The 23,582-nt window shown below is 64.1% G+C and carries 23 protein-coding genes and 1 tRNA gene; 4 read left to right on the top strand and 20 right to left on the bottom strand.

Features of this window, described 5'->3' with window-relative positions:
* Positions 1 to 3: 3 nt before the first annotated feature.
* The 3 genes from BJ960_RS17150 to BJ960_RS04170 all read right to left on the bottom strand — a co-directional run bounded on the left by BJ960_RS17150 (position 4) and on the right by BJ960_RS04170 (position 1,492).
* On the bottom strand, positions 4 to 282 hold the full coding sequence (locus BJ960_RS17150) for a helix-turn-helix transcriptional regulator (protein ID WP_185986374.1): 279 nt from the start codon (positions 280 to 282) through the stop codon (positions 4 to 6).
* Between the two features lie 136 nt (positions 283 to 418).
* Complete coding sequence (locus tag BJ960_RS04175; RefSeq protein WP_185986373.1) at positions 419 to 1,192, bottom strand: Rha family transcriptional regulator; 774 nt, start codon at positions 1,190 to 1,192, stop codon at positions 419 to 421.
* A 72-nt stretch (positions 1,193 to 1,264) separates the two neighbouring features.
* Positions 1,265 to 1,492, bottom strand: coding sequence for a helix-turn-helix domain-containing protein (locus tag BJ960_RS04170; protein WP_185986372.1), 228 nt, complete (start codon positions 1,490 to 1,492; stop codon positions 1,265 to 1,267).
* A gap of 130 nt (positions 1,493 to 1,622) precedes the next feature.
* Here BJ960_RS04170 and BJ960_RS04165 point away from each other — a divergent pair, with 130 nt between their 5' ends.
* From BJ960_RS04165 to BJ960_RS04155, 3 genes are all read left to right on the top strand, one after another.
* Positions 1,623 to 2,198, top strand: a complete 576-nt coding sequence (locus tag BJ960_RS04165; RefSeq protein WP_185986371.1) for a helix-turn-helix domain-containing protein — start codon at positions 1,623 to 1,625, stop codon at positions 2,196 to 2,198.
* An 84-nt stretch (positions 2,199 to 2,282) separates the two neighbouring features.
* Positions 2,283 to 2,756 carry a hypothetical protein gene (locus BJ960_RS04160; protein WP_185986370.1) on the top strand — a complete coding sequence of 158 codons (474 nt, stop codon included), beginning with the start codon at positions 2,283 to 2,285 and terminating at the stop codon, positions 2,754 to 2,756.
* Positions 2,749 to 4,053, top strand: coding sequence for a tyrosine-type recombinase/integrase (locus BJ960_RS04155; protein ID WP_185986369.1), 1,305 nt, complete (start codon positions 2,749 to 2,751; stop codon positions 4,051 to 4,053). The genes BJ960_RS04160 and BJ960_RS04155 overlap by 8 nt, the downstream gene beginning before the upstream one ends.
* A gap of 106 nt (positions 4,054 to 4,159) precedes the next feature.
* On the opposite strand, the gene BJ960_RS04150 is transcribed toward BJ960_RS04155, so the two are convergent.
* From BJ960_RS04150 to BJ960_RS04100, 11 genes are all read right to left on the bottom strand, one after another.
* Positions 4,160 to 4,233, bottom strand: a tRNA-Pro gene (locus tag BJ960_RS04150).
* A 176-nt stretch (positions 4,234 to 4,409) separates the two neighbouring features.
* Positions 4,410 to 5,048 carry a maltokinase N-terminal cap-like domain-containing protein gene (locus BJ960_RS04145; RefSeq protein ID WP_185986368.1) on the bottom strand — a complete coding sequence of 213 codons (639 nt, stop codon included), beginning with the start codon at positions 5,046 to 5,048 and terminating at the stop codon, positions 4,410 to 4,412.
* Positions 5,049 to 5,142: 94 nt separating this feature from the next.
* On the bottom strand, positions 5,143 to 7,047 hold the full coding sequence (typA, locus tag BJ960_RS04140) for a translational GTPase TypA (protein ID WP_121075271.1): 1,905 nt from the start codon (positions 7,045 to 7,047) through the stop codon (positions 5,143 to 5,145).
* Between the two features lie 246 nt (positions 7,048 to 7,293).
* On the bottom strand, positions 7,294 to 9,003 hold the full coding sequence (locus tag BJ960_RS04135; protein ID WP_185986367.1) for an ABC transporter ATP-binding protein: 1,710 nt from the start codon (positions 9,001 to 9,003) through the stop codon (positions 7,294 to 7,296).
* Complete coding sequence (locus BJ960_RS04130) at positions 8,996 to 10,009, bottom strand: ABC transporter permease (RefSeq protein ID WP_185986366.1); 1,014 nt, start codon at positions 10,007 to 10,009, stop codon at positions 8,996 to 8,998. Before BJ960_RS04130 ends, BJ960_RS04135 begins: the two co-directional genes overlap by 8 nt.
* Before the next feature lies 1 nt (position 10,010).
* Entirely contained in the window at positions 10,011 to 11,084 is a 1,074-nt protein-coding gene (locus BJ960_RS04125; protein WP_185986365.1) for an ABC transporter permease, read from the bottom strand.
* 64 nt (positions 11,085 to 11,148) lie between these two features.
* Positions 11,149 to 12,780, bottom strand: coding sequence for an ABC transporter substrate-binding protein (locus tag BJ960_RS04120; protein ID WP_121075283.1), 1,632 nt, complete (start codon positions 12,778 to 12,780; stop codon positions 11,149 to 11,151).
* A 156-nt stretch (positions 12,781 to 12,936) separates the two neighbouring features.
* Positions 12,937 to 14,721 carry a dipeptide ABC transporter ATP-binding protein gene (locus BJ960_RS04115; protein WP_185986364.1) on the bottom strand — a complete coding sequence of 595 codons (1,785 nt, stop codon included), beginning with the start codon at positions 14,719 to 14,721 and terminating at the stop codon, positions 12,937 to 12,939.
* Positions 14,718 to 15,689 carry an ABC transporter permease gene (locus BJ960_RS04110; protein ID WP_121075289.1) on the bottom strand — a complete coding sequence of 324 codons (972 nt, stop codon included), beginning with the start codon at positions 15,687 to 15,689 and terminating at the stop codon, positions 14,718 to 14,720. Before BJ960_RS04110 ends, BJ960_RS04115 begins: the two co-directional genes overlap by 4 nt.
* Positions 15,682 to 16,608, bottom strand: a complete 927-nt coding sequence (locus BJ960_RS04105) for an ABC transporter permease (RefSeq protein WP_121075292.1) — start codon at positions 16,606 to 16,608, stop codon at positions 15,682 to 15,684. Before BJ960_RS04105 ends, BJ960_RS04110 begins: the two co-directional genes overlap by 8 nt.
* Positions 16,609 to 16,801: 193 nt before the next feature.
* On the bottom strand, positions 16,802 to 18,466 hold the full coding sequence (locus BJ960_RS04100) for a peptide ABC transporter substrate-binding protein (protein WP_121075295.1): 1,665 nt from the start codon (positions 18,464 to 18,466) through the stop codon (positions 16,802 to 16,804).
* Between the two features lie 347 nt (positions 18,467 to 18,813).
* Between BJ960_RS04100 and BJ960_RS04095 the strand changes: the two genes are divergently transcribed.
* On the top strand, positions 18,814 to 19,665 hold the full coding sequence (locus tag BJ960_RS04095) for a CPBP family intramembrane glutamic endopeptidase (protein WP_185986363.1): 852 nt from the start codon (positions 18,814 to 18,816) through the stop codon (positions 19,663 to 19,665).
* Positions 19,666 to 19,680: 15 nt separating this feature from the next.
* Here BJ960_RS04095 and BJ960_RS04090 read toward each other — a convergent pair whose 3' ends face one another.
* The 6 genes from BJ960_RS04090 to BJ960_RS04065 form a co-directional block, all read right to left on the bottom strand.
* Positions 19,681 to 20,592 carry a hypothetical protein gene (locus tag BJ960_RS04090; protein ID WP_185986362.1) on the bottom strand — a complete coding sequence of 304 codons (912 nt, stop codon included), beginning with the start codon at positions 20,590 to 20,592 and terminating at the stop codon, positions 19,681 to 19,683.
* A 153-nt stretch (positions 20,593 to 20,745) separates the two neighbouring features.
* Positions 20,746 to 21,522 (bottom strand): phosphotransferase, encoded by a 777-nt coding sequence (locus BJ960_RS04085; RefSeq protein WP_307814666.1) that lies wholly within the window; start codon positions 21,520 to 21,522, stop codon positions 20,746 to 20,748.
* Positions 21,523 to 21,575: 53 nt separating this feature from the next.
* The gene (locus BJ960_RS04080) at positions 21,576 to 22,325 is read right to left on the bottom strand and encodes a GTP pyrophosphokinase (protein ID WP_121075301.1); all 750 of its coding nucleotides are present in this window, start codon (positions 22,323 to 22,325) and stop codon (positions 21,576 to 21,578) included.
* A 29-nt stretch (positions 22,326 to 22,354) separates the two neighbouring features.
* Complete coding sequence (locus BJ960_RS04075; protein ID WP_185986361.1) at positions 22,355 to 22,786, bottom strand: DUF1801 domain-containing protein; 432 nt, start codon at positions 22,784 to 22,786, stop codon at positions 22,355 to 22,357.
* On the bottom strand, positions 22,786 to 22,995 hold the full coding sequence (locus BJ960_RS04070) for a DUF4287 domain-containing protein (RefSeq protein ID WP_121075307.1): 210 nt from the start codon (positions 22,993 to 22,995) through the stop codon (positions 22,786 to 22,788). Before BJ960_RS04070 ends, BJ960_RS04075 begins: the two co-directional genes overlap by 1 nt.
* A 62-nt stretch (positions 22,996 to 23,057) precedes the next feature.
* A complete protein-coding gene (locus tag BJ960_RS04065; protein ID WP_185986360.1) occupies positions 23,058 to 23,552 on the bottom strand; it encodes an NUDIX domain-containing protein in 495 nt (164 codons plus the stop codon).
* Positions 23,553 to 23,582 lie beyond the last annotated feature (30 nt).

Here is a 23,582-nt window from a genome sequence, read left to right as displayed (position 1 = left end):
TCCCTAGAGGTTTGTGTTCTGGCCCGGGGTTGCAGCTCCGGGCTTTTTCTTTGCCAGGTCATCGATCCAGGCGATGACCTCGTCTCTGCGATACCGGTAAAACCGTCCACCGGGGAGTTTGAACGCCGGCGGCCCGACCTTGTCTTCTCTCCACCGGGTGATCGTCTTCACCGAAACGGTGAGGAGCTCGGAGAGTTGAGCCGGTGAGAGAACAAGCGGGAGGTCAGGAACTGGGTCATCGGTGGGTGGCTTCGCGTTCGGGAACTGGATGACTTCACTCACGTTGCGCCTTTCTGTGCTGATCTGTGGTTGGTGGAAAACGCGAAGGCTGTTCACCGAAGGTCGCGTCGGTTGCGGTAAAGCCAGATGATGATCGTGGCGGCCGTCAACGCGTACAGCCAATCGATGACACCGGTCACTAGAAGCCACCAAGAGAGAGCTGTTCGGGATCGCCATCCACATACTCAGCAAGGACCTTGTCCTTCGGGAAGGCCCGGTCGAAAAGGTAGCGGTGCTCTTCGGTATAGCCATTCACTTGCTTCGGAACACCATTTACGAACCTTTCAACCTTCTTCGGTGATTCCCCGAACTCGGCGCGGTACTCCTTGGCGACAAGGGTTCCGAACTGTCCGCGCCTCGATCGAAGGACCGAGGTCGGGATCTCTCGGCTCTCGAGGTAGCTCTGTACGTCAAGTGGGCGCCTTGCGGGGTCAATCTCGGCCTCATCGCCCATCGCACGGGCCAGAAGGACACGAGCCTTCGCATCGGCATAGTCAGGCTGCAGCGAACTCCTCAACGTGCGCAGGATTGCTGCCTGCCCTTTGAGGTCGAGCACCTCAGGTGCTTTGTGCGCCGCCACAGCAGGTGCGGTGAGAGCCTGACGCATCTTGTAGAACTGCTTGACCAGTTCAACTTTGAAGGCCTTCACGATCTTGCTGTTGCGCATGAACGTCATCATCAAAGTTGCCTGATGCTCGTTCAGGATCGCGAACCGGACCTCTCCGCCGCCATGCTGGCCCGCGACTCTTGGTCGGATTTCAAATCGGACCAAGCCGAATTCAGCAAATGCCTCTTCGTGTTCGGCGATAGTCCTGAGAATCGAGGGATGGTCTCTCTCGGTTCGCTCTGCGATGATCTCGGAGGAGATCGTGAGCTCTCCGCCTCGGGTTTCAATAATGCTTGTGCTGGTCATAGTGTTTTCTCCTCGTAAAGAAACTGGTTCGGTGATTTCGGCAGTGGTTCATCGGGCATTCGCCTGATTGGATCAAGCAGCCGCCTCGGCATTAACTGGGTAGGTCACCACTTCGATGGACACACCTAGCGCAAATGCAATCCGTTTCATGACTGCCGGTGACGGCTGACGAGATCCAGCCTCGATCTTGGTGAGATAGCCCGGATCGATTTCGACACGTCGAGCAAATTCGCCCTTCCGCATGCCCATCAGCTCCCGGATGACCGCGACGGCGGGGCCGTTGATGTTTCTAGTTGACATGAGTCCAGACTAGGCAACTACTGCCGAATTCAGCAACTCTGGCAAGTAACATTATCCGCAATTCGCGAATTATCAGCATTTATTGCCCGCAAAACTTGCCAATCCTTGCCTCGGCGGGAAGAATGTAGGCATGGTCATCTCATGGAACGAACTTAGAGACGCGCGCGAGCGCCGCAATCTCACGCAAGAGGAGCTTGCTGAACAGCTCGGAGTGTCAACAAGGACGATCACCAACTGGGAAAGAGTCGGAGTCGCACGAAAAGCTGAGTACAAGGTGCGCAGATTCTTCGGCGACGATTTGTCCGATGGGGCTCAGCGTCCCGATCCATTCGCTGAAATCGACTACAACCTTGAGGTCCAAAGAATGACCCTTTCCGACAGGGCTGACCATGAAGGAGTCTCCGAATTCGCCCTGGCTCTCAAGGAAGCCTCCGACGGGGAGCTCCTCGAGGAACTGCAACGACGTGCTCGCAAACGTGGGCTGGCCATCATCTCTGCCGGGATAACGCCTAAGCACATGCAACGCGAGGTGAACCAGATCCTCCGCGGTGAACGCCGACGTCTTGAGTCGCAAGATCTGAATGTCGGTGGAGCGGGTAACAATGTCCAAACCGAGAGCGACATCGAAGTCCCGGAGAACGTCGAGGAGGAGTGGGGCCTAGCCGCACACCCCAAGACGGATCTACCTCAGGACCACACGCCCTAGCCGCAGACCGCGACTAGCTCCCCCTCACTGACCCCACGGCGGGGCCAGGCGATTGACTGCACCCATTTTCAGGAAGGTGACGAGGTGACAACACTGTATGACGCTTGGGAGCATGCCGACAGCATGAAGATCCCCGTCGTCAGACGCAAGCTCACTATGAACTACGGCGGATGGTTTCCCGCGCAGCGGCTAATCATCCTCGACATTGATCTACCTCAAGAGTTCGAAATGCCGATCCTCGCTCACGAGTGTGACCATGCCGAACATAATGACCCACCTGGCCATCATCACCGCTTCGAGGCCCGGGCCAACCTTCACTCAGCACAGCGGCTGATCGACCCAAGGGAGTTTGACGCGCAGCTGGCGATGACGCAGGACTATGACCGCATCTGCCTCGAGCTCGGAGTCACACGAGAACAGTTCGTGGCCTACAACGAGGAACGCAAGCGCCAGCGCGAGGAAGCGCTGCGGTTCGAACGTCTCGGCGACGTCGTGTACCTAGATCCCAAGATGGGCGAGGGGCAATGGGCGATGAGAATTGGAGCAGCACATGGCTAGAGCATGGGTCGATGATCTCTGGGTGAAAGACACTGTCGTCACGCTCCCCGACGGAACTGAACAGCGGATCGCACCAACCGCGCAACAGCTCAAGTCTCTCAAGACGCTCCCAGAGCATTTCCGAACCTCGAAGTTTGGCAAGGGGTCGCGTTGGGCTACTCGCTGGTATGAGGAAGACGGAGGCGTCCGGCGGGTTCGACAGCAGTCGTTCAAGAAGCGCTCCGATGCCGAGTCGTTTGAGGCTGAGCTCGAGGACGATATTCGTACTGGCCGCTATGTCGACCCGTCACATCGTGAGCGGCCGTTTGATGAAGTAGCCGCGATCTGGCTGGGTTCCAAGAACCGGCTCAAGGGTTCCTCATTCCGGCGCTACGACCGCGAACTGAGGAACTACGTACTCCCGAAGTGGGCAGGCGTACAGATCGGCGCGATTCGACGCGAGCACATCGATGAGTGGGTGAAAGAGCTGATGGCCGGCACGGCGCCACACAGCTACAAGGCCCGAGCCAAAGCGGATGGCGAGGCGAAGGTTAAAGCGATGCGTCCCCTCGCGCCAACATACGTTCAGCACATCGTTGGGCTGACGTTCGGCGGTACGATCCGGTACGCCGTCGCGGAGGGCTGGCTTGCGCGCGACCCGCTGCAGCACGTCGAGCTCCCCCGCGACGAGCGCGAACGGGAGGGCCTGCCGACGCTGACCTACCAAGAGGTCGAAATGCTCGCTGAGGCCGCCTCAGACATCACTCGGAGACCAGGCGACGCCGCGCTAGTGCGTCTGCTCGCGTACTGCGGCCCTCGCATCGGGGAAGCGACCGCGTTGAAGGTTGGTGATCTCGACCTGACAGTTGGCCGTGCGAAGATCAACCGCACCTGGACGATCGACCGCGAAGGCAAACGAAAGACCGGCCCGCCAAAGACCTGGGAGAGCCGTGAGATACCGCTCCCGGGTTTCTTGATCGAGGAGATAGAAACGCTCGTCACGGACATGAACGAAGACGACTGGGTATTCCAGTCGGCCCGCGGTGAAGCGATCAACGACCGGAATTGGTACAACCGGATCTGGAAGAAGATACGCGATGGGCAGGGGCTCGATACTGGATTCACGATCCATGACCTTCGCCACGTAGCGGCAACTCTCTCAATCGCGGCCGGCGCGGATGTGAAGCTTGTTCAGCAGATGCTTGGGCACAAAGATGCGACAGAAACGCTGAACACTTATGCCGCACTCTGGCCCGACAAAATTGCTGAAGTTGTCGATTTGGTTGAGGAGCGGAGAGCTCAAGCACTCGCCGCGTAATTTCCCATGTGGGATAAATGTGGGATGTTTCCGATATCGGAATTCTGAGGAAACGATAAAGGCCCGGAACTTCGTTGAGATTTCAACAATGTTCCGGGCCATTTCGTCGGGATGACAGGATTTGAACCTGCGACCCCGTCGTCCCGAACGACGTGCGCTACCAAACTGCGCCACATCCCGATTTACGCTTTCGCGCAAGGAATACTCTATCGGGTCACTCGCGAAAAGCGAAAACGGGCGGGCCAACCGCATGTCGCGGGCGCGTCACGCGGGCGACACGCCTCGCGCCCCCGCGCGCTGCGCGAGCGCCCGTGGCTGGCGGGCAGCCCGATGGTGCAAGCCCCCGGCGAACGCCACTAGTCCAGCGTGGCGATCACGACGGGCGTCTCCTGGCCCGGCCAGGTCGCCGTGAGCGTGCCTGCGGCGCCGCGCGCGGCCGGGGCGTCGGCCTGCGGCACGTGGATGACCCTGAGGGTCGCGAAGCCCGTCGAGGCGACGCTGACGCCGTCGGCGAGCGAGACCTCGGCGGCCCACAGCTCGGGTACCTGCGCGCCGGGCTCTCCCGACCCGTGGATCGGCATCGCGATCTCGCGTGGCACCGTCGAGCCGTCCGGCTGGTGCAGAAGCTCTTCGCTCCCCGAGCCGCCCTGCGCGATCACCTGGGCGAGCACGGCCCGGTAGACGGGGTCACCGGTCGCTGCGGTCACCCAGCGCGTGCCGAGGATGCCGTGCTCGGTCGTTCCGACGAGGTGTGCCTCGCCGCCGTCGAGCGGCGCGCTGCGGTACGTGAGCGGCACGTGGTAGACCTTATCCTCCCCCGCCGACACGAGGATCCCGTCGATACCGACCTCGCCCTCCGGGTCGTCGAGGCGGTAGCCCGAAACGCGGGCGAGCTGGGCGACGTCGCCCGTGAACCAGGGCTGCTTCGGGAGCCACTCGGCGATGAGTTCAAGCTTGGACGGGACGAGCGTGGTGTCTGCGTAGAGGAGAGCCATGACCCGATCATACGCGGCTGCAACGACCGCGGACACAGAAACGCCCGCACCCCGAGCCAGGCTCAGAGTGCGGGCGCGAAGCGCGAGTAAGCGCTTACTTCTGGTTCTTCAGGCGCGAGGCCGAGCGAGCGCGCGACGTGGCGTCGAGCTCGACCTTGCGGATGCGGATGACCTCGGGGGTCACCTCGACGCACTCGTCCTCGCGGGCGAACTCGAGGCTCTCCTCGAGCGTGAGCACGCGGGGCGGGGTCATCGACTCGAACGAGTCAGACGAGGCCGCACGCATGTTGGTGAGCTTCTTCTCCTTGGTGATGTTCACGTCCATGTCCTCGGAGCGCGAGTTCTCACCGATGACCATGCCCTCGTAGACCTCCTGCGTGGGCTGCACGAAGAAGCTCATGCGCTCCTGCAGGTTGATCATCGAGAACGGGGTCACGACGCCGGAGCGGTCGGCGACGATCGAGCCGTTGTTCCGGGTGACGATCTGGCCTGCCCACTCGTCGTAGCCGTGCGAGATCGCGTTCGCGATGCCGGTGCCACGGGTCGTGGTCATGAACTCCGAACGGAAGCCGATGAGGCCACGCGCGGGGACGATGAACTCCATACGAACCCAGCCGGTGCCGTTGTTCACCATGTTCTCCATGCGGCCCTTGCGTGCGGCGAGGAGCTGGGTGATCGCGCCGAGGTGTTCCTCGGGCGTATCGATCGTGAGGTGCTCGTACGGCTCGTGGGTCTTGCCGTCGATCTGCTTCGTAACCACCTGCGGCTTGCCGACGGTGAGCTCGAAGCCCTCGCGGCGCATGTTCTCGACGAGGATCGACAGGGCGAGCTCGCCGCGGCCCTGCACCTCCCACGCGTCGGGACGGTCGGTGTCGACGACCTTCAGCGAGACGTTACCGATGAGCTCGCGGTCAAGGCGGTCCTTGATCATGCGGGCGGTGAGCTTGTGGCCCTTCACCTTGCCGACGAGCGGCGACGTGTTCGCGCCGATCGTCATCGAGATTGCCGGCTCGTCGATCTCGATGAGCGGCAGCGGGCGCGTGTCCTCAGCGTCGGCGATGGTCTCACCGATGGTGATGTCCTCGATGCCGGCGATCGCGACGATGTCGCCGGGGCCGGCCTTCTCTGCCGGGTAGCGGGTGAGCGCCTTGGTGAGCATGAGCTCGGTGATGCGCACGTTCTGCTGGGTGCCGTCGCTCTTGACCCAGGCGACGGTCTCGCCCTTGTGGATCCAGCCGTTGTGCACGCGCAGCAGCGCGATACGGCCGAGGAACGGCGAGGAGTCGAGGTTCGTGACGTGCGCCTGCAGCGGGTGCTCGTCATCGTACGTTGGTGCGGGAACCTGCTCGAGGATCACGCCGAAGAGCGCCTCGAGGGTGTCGCCGTCGGGGAGCGTGCCGTTGGCGGGTTCGTTCAGGCTCGATGCGCCAGCGCGGCCCGAGAGGTAGACGACGGGCACGTCGAGGATCGCGTCAACGTCGATGTCAGGGTGCTCTTCAGCGATGTCCGACGCCAGGCCGAGCAGCAGGTCCTGCGCCTCGCCGACGACCTCGGGGATCCGGGCGTCGGGGCGGTCGGTCTTGTTCACCGCGAGGATCACGGGGTGCTTCGCCTCGAGCGCCTTGCGCAGCACGAAGCGGGTCTGGGGCAGCGGGCCCTCGGACGAGTCGACGAGCAGGACGACGCCGTCAACCATCGAGAGTGCGCGCTCGACCTCGCCACCGAAGTCGGCGTGGCCCGGGGTGTCGACCACGTTGATGGTGATCGGACCGTTCTTCGCGTGCTCGCCCTCGTAGCTGATGGCAGTGTTCTTCGCGAGAATGGTGATGCCCTTCTCGCGCTCGAGGTCGTTGGAGTCCATGACGCGGTCATCGACGTCGGCGTGGGCGTCGAAGGAGTTCGTCTGACGCAGCATGGCGTCAACGAGCGTGGTCTTGCCGTGGTCGACGTGTGCGACGATGGCGACGTTACGAAGGTCTTCGCGTGTGGCAAGAGCCATAGGGGTGGATCCTCACGATCATAAAATAGCGAACGTTCTATCATACCCGTTCACGGCGCAACTCGCGACCCGCGCGGGAAATGCGCGAGTTGCGAAGCGGGCCGAGACGGACCTCGGGGCGACGATTGCCCCGGAAACCCTGCCCGTGCCGCACGGCACGGGCGCCCCTCTAGCGTAGTAGGTCGCCGCCCGCCGCGGGAATGCGGGGGCGGCGACCTGGAACGCGGCAGATCAGGATCGGCGCCGCTACTGCAGCCCCTCCGCCTCCCTGAGCGCGCGGGCGAGCTCTCGCCGCTCGGCCTGCTCGACGGGGTCGGGCACCGGGAGCGACGCGAGCAGGCGCTGCGTGTAGGTTTCACGCGGCGCGCGCAGCACCTCGGCGGTCGGGCCGCTCTCGACGAGCTCGCCGCGGTACAGCACGCCGACGCGGTCGGCGAGCGCGTCGACGACGGCGAGGTCGTGCGTGATGAACAGCGTCGCGAAGCCGAGCTCGGACTGCAGCTCGGTGAACAGCTCAAGCACCCGCGCCTGCACCGAGACGTCGAGCGCGCTCGTCGGCTCGTCGGCGATGAGCAGCTGCGGGTCGAGCGCGAGGCCGCGCGCGAGCGAGGCGCGCTGGCGCTGCCCGCCCGAGAGCTCGTGCGGGTACCGGTCGCCGTATGCGCGCGGGAGCTGCACGGACTCAAGCAGCGCGTCGACGCGCGGCCTCGCCTCCTGCAGCGAGCGCGCGACGCGATGCACGATGAGCGGTTCGGCGACGTTCTCCGCGATCGTGAGCAACGGGTTGAAGCTCGACGCGGGGTCCTGGAACACGAACCCGATGCGCTTGCGGAGCGGCTTGAACGCCCGCTCCTTGAAGCCGACCATCTCGTGGCCGAGCACCGTGAGCGAGCCGCCGGTTGCGTCCGTGAGGCCGGCGATCGCGCGGCCGATCGTCGACTTGCCCGATCCTGATTCGCCGACGAGGCCGTAGACCTCGCCTGCCCGGATCTCGAAATCGACGCCGCGCACGGCCTTGAAACCTGGCCGCCCGAGCCTGCCCGGATACTGGATCTCGAGCCCGCGCGCGGCGACGAGCGCTGGGGCGCCCTCCCCCGCGCTCGCGGAGCCCGCGGCAGTATCGGAGGGCCGATCCGCGGCGCGGATCCTGCCGTCACCGAGCTTGAGCACGGCGCCGAGCAACTGCTTCGTGTAGTCCTCGCGGGGATTCGCGAACACCTCGGCGACAGGAGCCTGTTCGACGACCTTGCCCTGGTACATCACGGCGACATCGTCGGCGAGGTCGGCGACGACACCCATGTTGTGCGTGATGAGCAGGATCGCGGTGCCGAGGTCGTCCCTGAGCTTGCGCAGCAGGTCGAGGATCTCGGCCTGCACTGTCACATCGAGCGCCGTCGTCGGCTCATCGGCGACGATGAGGCCCGGCTTCAGTGCGAGCGCCATCGCGATCATGACGCGCTGCTTCTGCCCGCCCGACAGCTGGTGCGGGAAGTAGTCGACCCGCTCCTCGGGATCGGGCAACCCGACGAGCGCGAGCATCTCGACCGCCCGCGCCCGAAGCTGCTTCTTTGAGAGCTTCTCGTGCGCCCGCAGCCCCTCCGCGATCTGCCACCCGATCGTGTACACCGGGTTCAGTGCCGTCGAAGGCTCCTGGAACACCATCGCGACGTCCCGGCCCCGCACCGCGCGCAGCGCGTCGGCCGACAGCTGCAGCACGTCGCTCGTTCCGCTGCCGTCACGCGACGCGAGCAGCACGGACCCGCGGGAGACCGCGGTCTCGGGCAGTAGCCCAAGTACGGTCCGAGCGGAGACGGTCTTGCCGGATCCCGACTCGCCGACGACGGCGAGCACGCGCCCCGGCTGCACGGCGAGCGAGACGCCATCGACGGCCTTCACGTCGCCGTGGTCCGTCGCAAACGTGACCTCGAGGTCGCGAATATCGAGTACCTTACTCATCGCGCTCCCCTTTCTCCGTTGTTGTCGGCGCGGTAGCTGCGACGACGCCGCTGCCCGCCTTCGCCTTCCGGCGGCTCCGCAGCCGCGGATCCGCGAGGTCATTCAGGCTCTCACCGGTCAGCGTGAGGCCCATGACGACGAGCACGATCGCAAGTCCGGGCCAGACGCTCGTCCACCACACCCCGTTCGTCACATCTGCGATCGCCTTGTTCAGGTCATAGCCCCACTCCGCGGCCGAGTTCGGTTCGATACCGAACCCGAGGAAGCCGAGGCCCGCGAGGGTGAGAATTGCCTCAGACGCGTTGAGCGTGAAGACCAGTGGCAGGGAACGGGTCGAGTTGCGCAGCACGTGCCGGAACATGATTCGTCCGCGGCTCGCCCCGACCACGCGCGCCGATTCGACGAATGCTTCCGATTTCACTCGCACCACTTCGGATCGCACGACCCGGAAGTATTGCGGGATAAACACCACCGTGATCGACAGCGACGCAGCCCAAATGCCGCCCCACAAACTCGATTGCCCACCGGAGATGACGATCGAGAGCACGATTGCGAGCAGCAGCGACGGGAAGGCGTAGATCGCGTCCGCGATCATCACGAGCACCCGGTCGAGGGCGCCGCCGACGTACCCCGACAGCAATCCGAGCATCGTGCCGGCAAAGATCGAGTTCACGACAGCGATCACGATAACGAGGAACGCGGTGCGTGCACCCCAGATGACACGCGACAGCACGTCATAACCGGCGATTGTCGTGCCCAGTGGGTGGGCGGCAGACGGCGCCGTGAGCGACCCAAAGTCACCGTCTGGTCCACTCAACGCGGAATAGGAGTACGGCGCAAGGATCGGGGCACACAGCGCGACAAGCGCGAAGATAGCGACAAGCACGAGGCCGGTGATCAGCATCCCGCGCTGCAGGCCAACGCTCTGGTGGAGCTGTTTTACGAGCGGAAGGTTATGCCACCCACGCTCGCGCGGAGGCACGACGGGAATGATTTCGGTCGACATATCAATACCTCACTCTCGGGTCGATGAGGGCGGCGACAACGTCGACGATGAAGTTCGACAGTGCGACAATAACCGCGAGCAGCGCGACAATGCCCTGCACAGCGACAAAGTCGCGCGCACTGAGGTAGTGGGCCAGCTGGAAGCCAAGTCCCTTCCATTCGAACGTGGTCTCAGTCAGTACGGCGCCACCGAGCAGCATCGCGATCTGGAGACCGATCACGGTGATAATCGGGATCAGCGCTGGGCGGAAGGCATGCTTCGTGGCAAGGCGGTACTCGCCAACTCCGCGCGACCGGCCGGAGTCGATGTATTCGCGCCCGATCGTACCGATCATGTTTGTGCGGACGAGCCTGAGGAAGATCCCGGCGGTCATCATGCCAAGCGTCAGTGCAGGGAGCACTGCGTGGGAAAGCACATCGCCCACGTTTGCCAACGAACCAGTCCGTATTGCGTCGATGAGATAGATGCCGCTCGGGTTTGCCAGCGTCTGCAGCTGCAACTCGGTGGCGATCGAGGCACGACCAGACACGGGGAACCACCCGAGCCACACCCCAAAAATGAGCTTCATGATGAGGCCAGAGAAAAACACTGGCGTCGCGTACGTAAAGATCGCAAAGACGCGCAGCACCGCATCGGGGCCACGGTCACGGTAGTAGGCTGCGAGGATGCCGAGTGGGATGCCCACGACGAGCGCGACGATCAGGGTGTAGACAGCGAGTTCCAGGGTCGCAGCCCCGAAGGTTACGAGCACCTCGGTCACCGGCCGGCGGTCACTGAATGTGACACCGAAGTTGCCAGTGAATATCTGGCCGAGGTACTCGAGGTACTGCACGATCAGCGGGCGGTCATAGCCAGCCTCGGCGACGCGTTTGGCGAGCTCAGCCGGGGGCAGCCTGTCTCCGACGGAGGCCGAGATCGGGTTGCCGAGTGTTCGCATCAGGAGGAACACCATCGTCACCAGGATGAAGACGGTGGGGATGATGAGGAGCGCGCGCCACAGGATAAAACGTCCGAGGCCACCACCCTTCACCTTCGCGCGTGCGGTCACCGCAGGGGCGGCTTCTGTAATTACCATTGCAGGAATTCAGAGACACGGTAGGCGGGCGGAGGCGCGTCGCGCCCCCGCCCGCCGAACCAAGTTACTTCGTGAGCGACCCGAAGCGGAACTTGAACGACGCGTCAAGCGTCACCCCGTCCACACCGTCAACCGCAACTGCAACCTGCGCGCCCTGCTGCATCGGCAGCGTGGAAAGGTCTTCCGCGAGCTTGTCCTGCGCCTGCTCGAGCAGCTTGCCGCGCTCTGCTTCGTCGCCCGTCACCCGCTGCTGGTCGATGAGTTTCACGACGTCGGCGTTCTCGTAGTGGTTCACGAGGAAGTTGTCCGGCGAGAAGAACGGCGTCAGGTAGTTGTCAGGATCAGAGTAGTCGGGGAACCAACCGAGCTGGTGCGCCGGGTAGAGATCCTTCACGCGGTCCTCGGTATACTGGCCCCACTCGGTCGACTGCAGGTCAACGGTGAAGAGGCCGTCGGCCTCGAGCTGAGACTTGATCTGCGCGTATTCCTCTGCCGAGGCTGCGCCATACCGCTCCCCCGCATACTGCAGCTTGAGGTTCACAGGCGTTTCAACGCCAGCATCGGAGAGCCGCTTGGCTGCGCGCTCAGCGTCCGGGCCGCCGTCGCCATCACCGTACAGGCCCTTCAGCGACTCATTCGCGCCGAGGAGACCTTCGGGAATGTACGAGTACAGCGGGGTGTAGGTTCCCTTGAACACCTCGGTCGAGATCTTTTCGCGATCCAGCGAGTCCGCGACAGCCTGACGCACTGCGAGCGCCTTCGCCGGGTCAGCCCCGTCCACGCCCGTGCCGAACGGCTGCGTGTTGAAGTTGAACACGATGTACCGGATCTCACCGCCCGGGCCCTTGACGACGTTCAGGCCGTCAGTGCCCTCGAACTTCTCAACGTCGGTCGCCGAGATGTTCCGGAAGGCGACGTCGACTGCCTTGGTCTCGATCGCCTGGCTAAGGTTCGACTCGTTCGCGAAGTACTTCACATTGATCGAATCGGTCTTGGGAGCGCCCCAGAGGCCCTCATAGCCATCGAACGCCTGATAGGCGATCAGATTGCCCTTGTCATAGTTGGTCACCGCGTAGGGGCCGGCGAAGGGGTTAGCCTTCACGAGCTCCTGGTCGTCGAGGATTGCGTCTGCCGGGAAGACATCCTCATCGACGATGGGTCCGACCGGGCTCGACAGCACCTGCGGGAACGTCTGATCGTTCTCAGACTTGAGCTTGAACACGATCGTCGTGTCGTCAGGGGTCTCGATGCTGTCGAGGTTCGCGAGCAAGCTCGACGGCCCGTTCGGATCCGCGATGGCGACCTGCCGGTCGAACGTGAACTTCACGTCCGAGCTCGTGAGCTCATTCCCGTTGGCAAACGTCAGGCCTGGCTTCAGCTTCACCGTGTACTCGGTCGGAGCGGTGAACTCCGCCGACTCTGCGATATCCGGGGAAACGGTCGACTCGCCCACGGGGTTGTTCAGCAGGAACGGGTAGACATTCGTCATCACTCCGAACGAGCCATTATCGTATGCGCCTGCGGGATCGAGCGAGGTGACCGTTTCGGTCGTGCCGACGGTGACCGCGCCGCCGCCCGATCCCCCGCTCTCGCCACCGGCATTATCGCCGCCAGACGCGCACGAGCTCAGCAGCAGGGCCGCCGCGCCCGCGAGTGCGACAGAAGTAAATAGCGTCTTCTTCAATTCTTCCTCCATTGGAAACTCATACGTGCTTCGATGCTCGTACTAATTGCGTTTCAGATCACTTCACACACTAGTGGGCCACTGCCCCAAGCGAAAAACCGCTTGTGACAATGGCCCACGAATTGTGACCTAGCGGGCGGCGCTCAGTGTCGCCCCCAACTAGATTTGCTATCCCTGCGCACCAGCCTGACCGCCGCCTGCGAACGGCGCAGTGCCGCTTCCGGCAGCAGTGGTGTGGGCAACGTGATCGCCGACGCTACCGACGCCAAGCTCGATCGACGCGCCAGGAATCGCCGCGAGGAGGTTCCTCGTGTACTCCTGTTGCGGGTTCTCGAACACTTCCTCGGTCGTCGCCTGCTCAACAATCTTGCCCTGCTGCATCACGCACACGCGATCCGCGATCAGGCGCACAACCGCGAGGTCGTGTGTGATGAACAGGTAGGTCAGCCCGAGGTCGCGCTGCAGCTCGGCGAGCAGATCGAGGATCTGCGCCTGCACGAGCACGTCGAGCGCGGACACGGCCTCATCGAGGACGAGAATGTCCGGCTTGAGCGCGAGTCCGCGAGCGACAGCAACGCGCTGGCGTTGGCCGCCCGAGAGCTCGTTCGGGTACCTCGTTGCGAGCTCGCGCGGCAGCGACACCTGGTCGAGCAGCTCGTTCACGCGCTGCTTTCGGCTCGCCATGTCGCCAACCTTGTGAATGTTGAGCGGCTCCATGATGGTGTTGCCGATGTTATGCAGCGGGTCCAGCGATCCGTAGGGGTCCTGGAACACCGGCTGCAGCGTGCGCCGCAGGTCGAAGAGTTCGCGCCCGTTCAGCTTCGCGGTGTCCTTCCCCGCGATCTTCACCGTGCCGCCGGTGGGCTCCTCAAGCTGGAGCACCATCTTGGCGATCGTCGACTTGCCCGAGCCGGACTCGCCAACGAGCGCGAGCGTCTCGCCACGGTTAATCGTGAAGTTCGCCCCCTCGACCGCGACGAAGTCCTCGCTACTGAAGTTCCCCTTGCGCAGCTTGTACACCTTGCGCAAGTTCTCCACCTCGATGAGGGGCTCCCCGACCTTGCCACCGCGGCTCTCAGCTTCCGCGAGCGCCGCCACGTCGAAGGTGCTCGTCGGAGCTGCCGGGATCACCGCGTCCGAACCGATCCGGCGGGAGGCGAGGCTCGGCGCCGCGGCGACCAGGCGCTTCGTGTAGGGGTGCTGCGGATCCTGGAGGATCTCGCGGCTCGGCCCCGACTCGACGATGTTGCCCTGGTACATCACGATGAGCTTCTCGGCGCGCTCGGCTGCGAGGCCGAGGTCGTGCGTAATGAACACCACCGCGGTCCCGAGCTCACTCGTGAGCTTGGCGAGGTGATCGAGCACGACGCGCTGAACCGTCACGTCAAGGGCGCTCGTCGGCTCGTCAGCGATGAGCAGCTCCGGCTTCGCCGAGAGCCCGATACCGATGAGCGCGCGCTGCTTCATACCGCCCGAGAACTGGTGCGGGTACTGCTTCATGCGCTTCTCAGCATCCTGCAGTCCGGCCTGCTCGAGCACCTCGATCGCGCGCGCACGCACGTCCTTCTTGCTCTTCGCGAGGCCATTTGCGCGGATCGCCTCTTCGACCTGGAAGCCGACCGACCACACAGGGTTGAGGTTCGACATCGGGTCCTGCGGAACCAGGCCAATCTCGCGACCGCGGATGGACTCCATCTCGCGCCGGCCAATACCGACGAGTTCGCGCCCGTTCCACTGCACCGAGCCGCCGGTGATCTCACCGGTGCCGGGAAGCAGATTGATCACCGCGTGCATGGTCGTTGACTTGCCGGAACCCGACTCGCCGACGATCGCCACGGTCTCGCCCGGGTAGACATCGAGGTTGATGCCGTGAAGCACCTCTTTCGCCGTCTTGTCTGTCTTGAAGGCGACCTTCAGGTCGCGCACGCTGAGCAGCGGTTGCATGTCGCTCATCGGCGGGCCCTCGCCTTCGGATCGAGCGCGTCACGAACGACCTCGCCAAGCATGATGAATGCGAGGACGGTGACGCTGAGCGCGATTGACGGGTAGATAAGGTTTTGCGGTCTGGTGCGAAGATCGCCCTGTGCGGCGCTAATGTCGAGGCCCCAGCTCATAAAGTCCTTCGGCGGAAGCCCGACGCCAAGGAACGACAGCGTGGCCTCGGCGACGATTGCCGCGGACAGCGACAGCGTCGTCACAACGATCACCGGGGCGATCGAGTTCGGCAGCACGTGCTTCCACAGCGTGCCCTGACCGGACAGGCCAAGCGCGCGCGACGCCATGACGTAGTCGCTGTTCTTTACTCTGAAGATCTCTGCACGCAAAATACGCGCGGTCACCGGCCACGAGAAGCCGCCGATTGCCAGCGAGATCACAAGAATGTTCCGGTGCTCGCTCATCACGCTCATCACGACGACAGCAGCGAGGATGTAGGGAATCGAGAAGAAGATGTCGCCAAGGCGCGACAGGATCGTGTCAACCCAGCCACCGAAGTAGCCGGCGAGCGCGCCCATCACGATGCCAATAACGAAGGTCATCACGATGACAACGAGACCAACGGAGACCGAAGTCGAGGTGCCGTGGATAACGCGCGAGTAGATGTCGCAGCCCTGCTTGTTGAATCCGAGCGGGTGCCCAGCGGAGGGACCAGCGTTCGACTGTGCAAGCTGGCACAGTCGGGGGTCAACCTGCGTGAACAGGGTCGGGAATACCGAAACGACGAGGACGAGCAGAATGATGACTGCCGAGATCCAGAACATGGGGCGACGGCGCATGTCCTTCCACGCGTCGCTCCAAAGGTTTGACTTCGTCTCGCTGACCTTGACAGCGTCAACAGCCTGAACGGAGTTCTCGTCGAATGGTGCGACGAAGTGCTCGATCGGGGGACGCTTCTGCGAGGAATTTTTCGGTGACTCAGGCATAACGGATCCTCGGGTCGAGCGCGGCGTAGAGCAGGTCTACGATGAGGTTCACGGTGAGGTAGAACAGCACCATGATCGTGACGAACGACACGACGGTGGCGTTCTCGCCGCGGAGGATCGCCTGGTACAGCGTGTTGCCGACGCCGGGCACGTTGAAGATGCCCTCGGTGACGGTCGCGCCAACGAGCAGCACGCCGAAGTTCGCCGCACTGTTGGTGACGGTCGGGATAAGCGAGTTGCGGAGCACGTGCACGGGGACGACGCGGTTGCGCGACAGACCCTTCGAGTAGGCGGTGCGAACGAAGTCCTGGTTCAGCGTGTCGATCACCGAGGAGCGCGTCAGGCGCATCGAGGTCGCGTAGAGCGAGACGCCGAGCACGATCGCGGGCAGCAGGAGATCCTTGATCGGAGCGCCGGGGCCCGCTGTTGCGCGGAACCAGCCGAGCTCGATCGCGAAGAAGTACTGCGCGATGAAGGCGATGACGAAGATCGGCACACTCATGAGGAGGAGGCCGATGAGCAGGTTGACGTTGTCAAACAGCTTGCCCTTGCGCAGACCGGAGAAGAGGCCGATGACGACTGCGAGGACGAACTCGATCGCAATTGCCATGACTGCGAGCGTCGCGGTCACCGGGAATGTGCGGGCGAGGATCGTGCTGACCGGCTGGCCGGAGAAACTCACGCCGAAGTCACCGACGAAGATTCCCTTGAGGTAGAGCAGGTACTGCACGATGAAGGGCTTGTCGAGGTTGTACTGCGCGCGCAGCTTCTCGAGCACGATGGGGTTCGGGGTCTTGTCACCGAACATGGCGATGATGGGATCGCCGGGCATGGCAAACACCATGAAGTAAATCAGGAAGGTTGTCCCCAAAAGCACTGGGACGACCTGAAGGATGCGGAAAACGATGTATCTCAGCATGTTGCTGTCGTCCCCCGTTCAGACTGCGTATGCATAACTAGTTGTTTCTCTCGCTGTGGTTGCGCGATGCGAAGTCGAGACTCCGGTGTCTCCGGTTCGCACGACTCTGTGTTCCCGCTTTGTAAATGCCGTGTAGGCCGTCAAGACGGGGTTAGGGCCCCGAGCTCTCGCCCGGGGCCCTAAAAGAAGTGCACTACTTCTTGGTGATGTCCTGGTACAGCGGTACAGAGTTCCAGCCGAACTGGACGTTCTCTACCGACTCGCCGAAGCCACCGGCCACGTTCGAGTACCACAGCGGAGTTGCGGGGAGATCTGCGAGCAGAACTTCCTGTGCCTCCTGGAACAGCTTGTTCGCTGCTGCCGGATCGGTCTCCTGCGCGCCCTGCTTGAGCAGGCCGTCGAACTCAGCGCTCGAGTAGTCGCCGTCGTTCGAGCCAGCGTTCGTTGCGTACAACGGTCCGAGGAAGTTGAACAGACCCGGGTAGTCAGCCTGCCAGCCGGTACGGAAGGCAGTCGTGATAGTGCGGTTCGTGATCTCGGTGCGAGCCTCAGCGAAGGTCGGGTACGGCTTGCCAGCCGCGTCGATGCCGAGGGTGTTCTTGACCGAGTTGGTCACAGCGTCGACCCAGGCCTGGTGGCCACCGTCGGCGTTGTACGCGATCTCGAAGGAGCCGGTCCACGGAGCGAGCTTGTCGGCCTCAGCCCACAGCTTCTTCGCTTCCTCGGGGTTGTACTCGAGGACCTCGGCGCCCTTGAGCTTGTCACTCCAGCCGTCGATGACGGGCGAGGTGAAGTCGCTCGCGGGGGTGCGGGTGCCGTCGAAGATCACCTTGGTGATCTCGTCGCGGTCGATCGCCATCGAGATGGCTGCGCGGCGGAGCTTGCCCTCTTCACCGCTGAAGTGCTCGAGGCGCTCCGGGATGGTGAACGACTGGAAGATCGCTGCCGGCTGGTTCACGGCGCGCTCGCCGAGATCCGACTCGAAGTTCGCGAGTGCCGCATCGGGGATCGCGTCGAGCACGTCGAGGTTGCCGCCCTGGAGGTCAGCGTACGCCGCGTCCTGCGAAGCGTAGAAGACGATGGTCAGGCCATCGTTCTTGACCTCGCGGGGGCCGTTGTAGTCCTCGTTCTTGGTGAGCTTGATCTGCACGTCGTGCTCCCAAGCGCCCTCGCCGTCGACCTTGTACATGCCGTTGCCGATCGGGTTCTGACCGAATGCCTCGAGGTCCTCGAAGGCAACGTCGGGCAGCGGGTAGAAGGCCGAGTAGCCGAGGCGCAGCGGGAAGTCCGATGCGGGCTGCTTGAGCTTCACGGTGAACTCGTAGTCGCCATCGACAACGAGTCCCGACATGTCTCCGACAGCACCGTAGACGTCGTCGTCGGTGCCGGCTTCGCCATCCGGGCCATCGTTGATCTCGAAGCCCTCGATGTCCTCGAAGAAGTAGTTCGAGAGGTGCTGGAGCTCGTTGCTCGCGCCCTGGTTCCAGGCCTTCACAAAGTTCTCAGCCTTGACGGGGGTGCCGTCGGTGAACGTTGCGTCCTCGCGGAGCTTGATCGTGAACTCAGATGCGTCCTCGTTCGGCTCGATCGACTCTGCAACCTCGTTGTGCGGCGCGCCGTCGGCGTCGTAGCTCACGAGGCCAGCGAAGATAGCGTCAAGAATCTTGCCGCCACCTACCTCGTTCGTGTTGGTCGGGATGAGCGGGTTCTGGGGCTCCGAGCCGTTAGCGGTGATGATTCCCCCGCCGCCGTTGCTGTCGCCGCCCTTGTCGCCTCCGCCGGTCGAGCAACCGGCAAGTGCCAGGGAGCCCGCTGCGGCGAGGGCAACAATGCCCACCCCAATGCGTGAACGCTTCACTGGTTTCCTCCTTGTATTGACTCCTGACCCGTACCGAAGTGACGTGCGGAGCACGCCGGAAAATGGGTCCAGAGTATGTAGGTATTTCCGTGGAGCAGTTTAAGCCAAAGCTAACCAGGGAAGCGAATCTAGGAATCCCTCGTGACGTAGTCGTGACCGCCCTACGAGCCACTGCCAAAGCAATCCCCCGCATGTGACGGAAACTTGTGCGAATCATGCAATTGCTTCGACATACGGAAGCTACCTCCCTCCATATCCCGTAGGGCGCTGTGGGTGTGTTGGGGGTGGAATCGAAAGTCACGTCGCAATCCAAGCAACTGCGCCACCCACCCGGCTACGCTGAGCCTGTGACCGAACATCGCCGTGACCTTGCTCCCCCAGAACTCCGACCGAGACTCCGCTGGGAGCTCGCGATCGTGCTCGCACTCTCGTTCGGCTATGCGGGCGCACGGGCGATCATCACGATCCTTGAGCGGCTCGCGCAGGACACCGCGCTCGCGAACCAGACCGCGACGATCAACCGGCCCATGTCGGGCCAGCAGTACTTCGACCTCGCGTACCAGCTCCTCGGGATCGTCGGCGGGTTGGCGCCGGTTGCGCTCGTTGCATTCCTACTCTGGCGGGAGCATAAGCCGCACCTCGGGGACCTGGGCCTCGGCGCCCGTCCGCTGACGCTCACCGGCGCCCCCGGAGGAATGAGTTTCACCCAGCTTGCGAGTGGACGAGGCGGCTGGCCTTGGCTGCGCGAGTCGGGCAACGGCTTTCTCCTTGCCGCCGTCATCGGCATTCCCGGCCTGGCGTTCTATCTCTTCGCGAAGTGGATCGGCATCAACACGACCGTCGTTCCGACGACGCTCGACGCGTTTTGGTGGACGGTCCCCGTGCTCATCCTCAACGCCGCCCGCGCCGCGCTCAGCGAGGAACTTATCGTCGTCGCGTACCTCTTCGACAGACTCAAACGGCTGGGCGTGAGCGTCTGGGCGACGATCATTGCGAGCGCCCTGCTCCGGGGCAGCTACCACCTCTACCAGGGCTTCGGCGGCTTCATCGGAAACGTCGTGATGGGCCTCGTGTTCGGCTGGGTGTACCAGCGGTGGGGGCGTTCACTCCCCCTGATCGTCGCGCACCTGCTGCTCGATATCGTGAGCTTCGTGGGGTATCCCCTCGCGCTCGCGCTCTGGCCGGCACTCTTCGGGTAACTCCGCAGGCAGGACCTACAGCGGCTTCGCGCTGTCGGCGACCGCCTGCATCAGGCCCCAGACCTCGTTGTAGAGCTTGGGGTCGGCTTCGCAGGTGCCCTCGGGGCGCACAACAGTCCAGGTATCGCCCTCGCCCTTTTCGATACCCCAGGGGCTCTGCCCGGTCGGGCTGCGCATCGCGGAGCACGAGTCGGGGAACGTGTTCATGAGACCCGACTCGAACATCACGCGCTCGGGGGGTCCTGCCTGATAGAACCAGAGCGGGTTCGTCAGCTTCTGCGACGACTCCACCGAGATGCCGGCGTACGAAATGTCCATGGAGATCGGGTTCGGGCCAACGTCGACCTTCGGCGCTTCCTCAACCTCGGGCTCCTCCGGGGTTGTCGGAGGCGTCTCGCTCTCTGTCACCTCAGGCTCGGTCGGTTCGGGTGCTGGCGCCTCTGTCGTTGGCGCGGGCGTGGGCTCGTCGTTGCCCCGGATCGCGTTGACGACGAGCAGGGCGCCGACAAGAGCAAGAACCGCGACGGCCGCGACGATGATCCACGGCAGTGCAGTGTTCGAGCGCTTCTGCTCGGCGGGAACCGGGCGCGTCGGCAGCTCCTGGCGGGCGTCGCGAGTCGCGCGCGCCCGGACCGGCCCGGGCGCCGAAACGGTGGCGGGCGCAGGCGTCGCGGTCGCGGCCGTCCGCGCGGCGGTCGCTGAAGTCGGCGCGAATGGCGCGGTCGGCGCGTCGGCCGGAACGGCTGGCCTCGGGGCAGCCTCACCGGTGCCCCGAGGGCGCACGGCGGGCGCTGGTTCGAATGCTCGTGTCGTGGCCGACGTGTCGGCGGCCTCCGCGGCAGGCGTCGACGAAGTCTCGAGGGCGCCGGTGTCGGTATCGTCCGAGTCCAGCGGGCCGAAGAGTTCTTCCAATGGGTCTCTACTCACAGCACAAGCCTAAACGACGAAGCCTGAATCCCAGGATCCGCGTGATCCGGATCGCCCGGCGACGCTGCCCACTTCGCCCGGAGCATCGCGTCCCCTGCGCAGGGAGCGACGGCCGCCAGGCGGGCGCGACAGACTCGGGATCTCGCCGAAGTATCAGGAGAGGAGCGCTTCAAGCGCGGCGCGACGGCCACCAAACGCGGCCACCCTCGCTTCATGCCGGGCCATGATGCCGGAGTCCCGCAGCGCGAGCGTGCCCGGGTCGCCGCGCTCGATGCCCGCCTGCCAGCGGGTCGCAATGAGGTCCATACGGTGAGTCACCGCGTCCAGCAGCTGCTTGCCGTCGACGCCCCCGTAGGACTCCGCGGCGAGCTTGATTCGCGCGGCGGCCTCGGCGAGGGGGATCTCGCGTAGCAGCGGCACCCCCGACCACACCAGAAACGCGAGGTCGTCGAGCGGCAGCCCAGGGCCCGCCCGGTCCCAGTCGATCATGCCGGCGAACTCGCCGTCGACGACAACCCAGTTGTACAGGCCCGGATCGTTGTGACAGATGATCTCGCCGCGTTCCCGGGCGAGCCGCTGCTCCCCCGGCCGCCACACGTGGTGGGTGGGCTCGAAGTCGGCGACCGCGTCGTGGAACCGACGAAGCCACCGCGCGGCGGCGGCGAGCGCGGCCGCACTCGGTTGCTCGGTCTCCGGGTCGAGCGTGTCTCCCGGCAGGTAGCTCAGCACCTCGCGGCCGGCCGCGTCGGTGCCGTACACCTCGGGGATGCCGTCCAGGCCTGCGGATGCGAGGTAGTCGAGCAATTCGTGAACCGCGGGCGTCCATGCGCCGGTCGGCCGGTGCACACGGGTCGTGCCATCGGCCGATCGCATTCGCCAGACCCCGCCGGAGCCGCCGGGGAGGTGTTCGCCTCGTTCGTTTTCTTCCACGAATCGAGCCTACGGGGTACGGCGCCCGAGGGCCGGTTGCGTCGGCGCGTGGATTAGACCCTGCGGATGCGCTCCCGAACCTCGCGGATCTCGCGCAGGTTGATCGGCGACGTCGGGGCGGGATCGCCGTGCATCTGCACGTGGAGGCTCTGCATCCGCGTGTCGAGCTCGGCTGCGGAGTCGGCGGCCTGCTTCAACTCGGCCATCATCTCTTCCGGCACCTGGCGCTGGTACTTGTAGTAGATCTTGTGTTCGAGGCTCGCCCAAAAGTCCATGGCGATGGTGCGGAACTGCACCTCGACAGGCACGTCGACCCGACCACTCGACAGGTAGACGGGCACCGACAGGATCGCGTGCAGGCTCTTGTAGCCGTTCGCCTTCGGATTTTCGATGTAGTCCTCGACCTCGAGCACCGTGAGGTCGTCCTGCTGGGTGAGCAGCCCAAAGAGCCGGTACACGTCGCGGATGAACGCGCACGTGACGCGCACGCCCGCAATGTCCTGGATCTCTCGCCGGATCGACTCGATCTCTGGGCTGACCCCGCGACGCTCGACCTTCGCGAGCAGGCTCTCGGCGCTCTTGACCCGGCTCGAGACGTGTTCGATGGGGTTGTATTCGTGCATGTGCACGAACTCCTCGCGGAGGATCGCGACCTTCGTTTCGATCTCTTGCATCGCGAAGCGGTACTCGAGCATGAACCGTTGCAGTTCCCCGCCGAGGGAGCGGAGTTCGCTCGGCGAAATGGTGATCTCATCGCCGACGGCGGAGAGGGGAGCTCGCGGGATGGGTGCGGTGTTGCTCATGATGTGAGGCTAACTCTGACCTCTCTGAATCAGCTGTGCATTGGGTCGCCCGAGCGCGTTTCGCTCAGCGCGCGTACAAGAAACTCTCGGAGCACTGTCATGTCGATCTTCGTCAAGCGCGTCAGGTACAGGCAGACCTTGCTCGCCTTGTGCGGGCCGAGGGCGTCAATGAGATCCGGCCAGCGGTCAGCGAAGTCTGGCGTGAGGTAGATCGTGTGCCGCTGCGCACCGGTCGCGAAGGCGAGTTCGGGCGCCCGACCACCGTGGCCGCTCTCGTACTGATACTCGTACTCCCCGAACCCGATGATGCGGCCGGCCCACACGACGGGCTCCGCGCCGCTCACCTCGCGGTGCAGAGCGAGCAGTTCGTCGGCCTCCGCACGGCGCGGACCGGTGACCTTGTCGAGCACGTCAACGACGGGCATCGCCGACGGCGACATCGCTGGCGCTTTGGGGGCCATCAGGCACCACCGTGTTCGGCGCGGAAGACGTGGACGAGCGCGTTCGCGTGCCCGTGGCCCATCCCGTGCTCCTTGAGAAACGCGACCTGCTCCATGTGTTTCTCGCCAGCGTGCGGGCGGAGCAACTCGAGCCACTCGTCGATGGACTTGCCGTACTTCGCTTCAATCGAAGGGAAGTACGATTTTGGGCCCTTCACGGGTTCAGCCATGGCGACTCCTCAGCGTGTGTGGTGGATGTTTAACGTAGCAGCGGGGTCCGACATCGCAATCGCTATCGGGCCTGGAACGCGCCGGTTTCGCGAAACCGTTCGAAGAGGTCAAGCACGATCCCGGTGGCGCGCTGCAGCCCCTCGGGCGGGTGCGCGAGCGGGAACACGCCCCACTCGGTCACTTCCCCCGGATCAGGATCGATCTCGCCCGCCCAGTCCCGCGCGACGAAGCACAGCGCGAACGCGTGCACGATGTCGCCGTTGGGGTAGACAAGTCGATGCTCCACCGGGTCGGAGAATGACGCGAACGGCGTCAGCATGTCGGGCGAGAGCCGCACGCCGAGTTCTTCAGCGACCTCAGCGATCGCGGTGTCGGCAAAGCTCTGTCCAGGCTCCGCGCTCCCGGCGGGGATCTCCCAGCCGCCTGAATCGGCGCGGCGCTGAAACACCGCGTGATCGTCGTCGGTGAGCAGGAGCACCTGCGCGCCAGGCGCGAGAAGCTCAGCGTTGCCGACGTGCTGGCGAAGCCGCCCGAGGTAGGAGTCTGCGAACGCCACTGCCGATCCTCATCTCGCTTTCGCGCGCGG

The sequence above is a fragment of the Leucobacter aridicollis genome (assembly GCF_013409595.1).
GTDB lineage: Bacteria > Actinomycetota > Actinomycetes > Actinomycetales > Microbacteriaceae > Leucobacter > Leucobacter aridicollis.
The sequence above is the reverse complement of the archived record's forward strand: the minus strand, read 5'-3'. Positions and strand labels throughout refer to the sequence as shown.